Source organism: Bacteroidota bacterium, assembly GCA_018698135.1.
GTDB lineage: Bacteria > Bacteroidota > Bacteroidia > CAILMK01 > JAAYUY01 > JABINZ01.
Genome location: JABINZ010000089.1, coordinates 1 through 3011, shown reverse-complemented (window position 1 = coordinate 3011; position 3011 = coordinate 1). Strand labels below are relative to the sequence as shown.

The 3011-nt window shown below is 35.1% G+C and carries 6 protein-coding genes; 2 read left to right on the top strand and 4 right to left on the bottom strand.

Annotation, left to right across the window (positions count from 1 at the left end; genetic code table 11):
* From HOG71_05565 to HOG71_05550, 4 genes are all read right to left on the bottom strand, one after another.
* Positions 1 to 419 (bottom strand): hypothetical protein (locus tag HOG71_05565; protein ID MBT5990303.1); only part of this gene is annotated, 419 nt, incomplete at its 3' end.
* Entirely contained in the window at positions 394 to 648 is a 255-nt protein-coding gene (locus HOG71_05560) for a hypothetical protein (protein MBT5990302.1), read from the bottom strand. The genes HOG71_05565 and HOG71_05560, both read right to left, overlap by 26 nt.
* 134 nt (positions 649 to 782) lie before the next feature.
* The gene (locus HOG71_05555) at positions 783 to 1052 is read right to left on the bottom strand and encodes a hypothetical protein (GenBank protein MBT5990301.1); all 270 of its coding nucleotides are present in this window, start codon (positions 1050 to 1052) and stop codon (positions 783 to 785) included.
* Positions 1027 to 1188 carry a hypothetical protein gene (locus tag HOG71_05550; GenBank protein ID MBT5990300.1) on the bottom strand — a complete coding sequence of 54 codons (162 nt, stop codon included), beginning with the start codon at positions 1186 to 1188 and terminating at the stop codon, positions 1027 to 1029. Before HOG71_05550 ends, HOG71_05555 begins: the two co-directional genes overlap by 26 nt.
* Positions 1189 to 1387: 199 nt before the next feature.
* Between HOG71_05550 and HOG71_05545 the strand changes: the two genes are divergently transcribed.
* Positions 1388 to 2665, top strand: coding sequence for a hypothetical protein (locus tag HOG71_05545; GenBank protein ID MBT5990299.1), 1278 nt, complete (start codon positions 1388 to 1390; stop codon positions 2663 to 2665).
* A gap of 146 nt (positions 2666 to 2811) precedes the next feature.
* The coding region (locus HOG71_05540) for a hypothetical protein (GenBank protein ID MBT5990298.1) at positions 2812 to 3011 on the top strand (200 nt) is incomplete at its 3' end.

Here is a 3011-nt window from a genome sequence, read left to right as displayed (position 1 = left end):
TCATCGATAGCTCCTTCTTTATCAGTAATGCACTCAGTGCACATTTCAAGAAGATCATCTTTTTCAATCCAAATTCCACATGTAAAACAACCTGGGCAAAAGTTATAGGAGCAATAGTCATACACCCTGCCTTGCAGATCAAGGGACTCAGCTTCATTACAGTTAGCACATCTGAACCTCGGTTTGCCCTCAAATCCTTTTTCAAGAAGTTTGTCCACATTGTTTTTTATGATATTCATTACTCGATCAGAATAAGATTTGAATAATTCAACCGATACACATCCGGATTCTGATTTGAGAAGATGTTTTAGTTTAAGATCTATCTGGAAAGCAGTTGCATTCCCGCAGTACGTACAGTACAAGTTTTCTTCTAAAAATCTTCGTTCTTCAGGATTATATATCCGAACTGTTCTTGACATGGTTCTTCTCAACTATATCAGTAATGAGTTTGGTCAACGATCCAAGCGACTGCGCCACCTCAACAGCAGTTTGCAAAGAGTCTGAGACTCTTGCTTGTTTCGTTGTTCGGATTGTCTGCTGAATATTTGACGAAAGCAAATAAACATTTGCAGCCAGAACAACTCCATTTGAAATGACAGCTGCAGTTTGCGCTATCGCTGGACCGTTGAATCTTATTCGGAGTTTCACATCACTCATGGGACTTATAACAGCCAGGGAGTAATAAACAGTGAACCACCCGTGTCAGGACAAATACCAGTCCCACTGTTACGAGTATTTCCTTGGCGATATCGATTGTGGTTTTATCAATAACCACATCGCCGTTATCTTTCTTTTCCAATTTCTTCTCCTTCTCCTTGAATTTTAAATGTATTTATCATTCGAATAGCACCATCAAGTAAAGCCTGCTGCCGTTTATATTTGGCAAAGTCTCTCAACATAACAATTCCGGATATTGTAATAGTAGTACCTACAAACAGGGCGGTAAAACCTATCAGAATATGTTTTAAAGAGACATCGACCGTACTCGATGGTGCTGCCTTTGCAGGAACCTTCACGCTATTGCTACTAGTCCTGCTCGTCTTCGGGTCCATCTTCTCCGACTGTTTGGCGAGAATCTTTAGCTTTACTGGTTACGGTCTCTGTGATTGTCACAATCAATGATAATGCTTGCAAAATGATTGTACCCACCTGAACAAGTTTTCCAGCTTTAAGAATTATAGCTGCCATGATGTATTTCCTTTCTTTAGTAATTAATTAAGAGTTGTTTCATGCTCTGTAATTCTTATACCGAAAAGTGAAGAATAAATGATGGCATTGTAATACCAAATATTTTATTAAATAAATCACTTTGAAGATATTTAATTTCTACCAGATATTTTATTATAATAACAAACAGTTAAGTAAGATTTTTCAAGGGGTTGGATTCATGACAGAGATACGTACCGAAATAACCAGTGAGTTTAAAGAAGGTAATTACGCAAAAGTAGTTGAACTTATTCAAACTGACAACCTATTAGAACTTGATTATCAATTTCTTTTAATTCTTGCATTATATAAGGAAGATTCGAAACTAGCAGAGATAAAACTTCGTAAGCTTATTGATAATCATGGTTTTGGATTACTGGATATAATATTCTCCACTACAAACATTGGTATAATTATAAAATCTGAATTACAAAAAATGATTTCTGATATTTCATTAGAATTTCCCAATTATTATTCCGGCTATTCTTTTGATAGCATTTTTCAAAATTTTGGTTTAATGGTCAGTTCAGGATTAGCAATCGGAGCACTAGGTGGACCAATTGGTGCTGCAGGTGGAGCAATTGTTGGTGGTGTGGTTGGTGGAGCATCAAAATTTCTAAATAGAAAGGAATTGCGTCTAAAAAAATTATTAAATGACAATGAATACAGTTTAGGGATTGGTGAGTGCCATGAATATTTATCCAAATACGATATAAGTTCTAAAAATATTCCATCATGGCTCTATGCATATCTATATATATTTAATAAAAACCTTGGTGATAATTCTATGGCCCATGTCTATAAACAGAAGTATCAAAAAAGAAAACTTGAGGAAAATCCAGCTATTAGGGCAAAATTTGAAAAGGCTCTTTCTGAAATAAAAGAGATATTTAGTGAGATACAAACCAATGAGGTATTAACATTTGAAGATATAGAGTCTTTATCAAAACTTACTAATGTAGAAGAGGGAGTCACCCAATATGTAGAAGATATAAGTAATTTTAATGAATTACTCTTTCACTTCCCAAAAAAATTCAGCCCAAAAGATCGTCTCCCAGTAAAGTTAATAAATCCAAATCTCAAGATTGAGATTGAGTTATCCCAAACGCATGTGAGTTTTCTCTTATTCTTAGCCAATGAAAGAAAGGCCAAAGGATATAAATGGTTAGAAAATATTAATAATCACCTCACTGAACTGAATTCAATATTTAATCGGCTCGACATCATTGATAGGGGTAAAGATTCTCTTAATATTACGGACTCAACCTCAAAATTAAACTCGTTATCTCCTTGGATACTTGACGAATCACAGACATATAGAAAGTCAATTGTATCTAAAATAAACAAAGCTGTTAGCACCCAAGTAAACGGAAAACTTATAATTTCTACTCGATCACATCTAAATGGAATTTATACATTAATTCCGGCTATAAAAAAAATATCATTTGACCCCACATAAAAACTATATTCCTAAAGCCCTCTAGATCACATAGATCAATACTAACTTTGAATAATTAAAGCTCTGCATTTGCAGGGCTTTTTTTTTATCGGTTACGTAACGTCACGTAACCCTAATCACCATACTAAATAACCCCAATTTACATCGTGGATAAAAATAAAAAACAGACAAAAAAGGAAAATGACATGAAAGCAATAAACATACTCAAATCAACTGGACGTTTTATCAAGAAACACAATGTAGCCATTATATGTGTTGGTGGGGCAATTATCGCTGCACCATTTGCTCTTGCAGCAGCTCCTGTAATTGCCGCATCCGCAGGTGCAGCAGGATTACTAGGCTCAAC

Coding starts and splice junctions, on each gene's coding strand:
- HOG71_05555 (MBT5990301.1), bottom strand. CDS start 1,052: ATGGACCCGAAGACGAGCAGGACTAGTAGCAATAGCGTGAAGGTTCCT.
- HOG71_05550 (MBT5990300.1), bottom strand. CDS start 1,188: ATGGCAGCTATAATTCTTAAAGCTGGAAAACTTGTTCAGGTGGGTACA.
- HOG71_05545 (MBT5990299.1), top strand. CDS start 1,388: ATGACAGAGATACGTACCGAAATAACCAGTGAGTTTAAAGAAGGTAAT.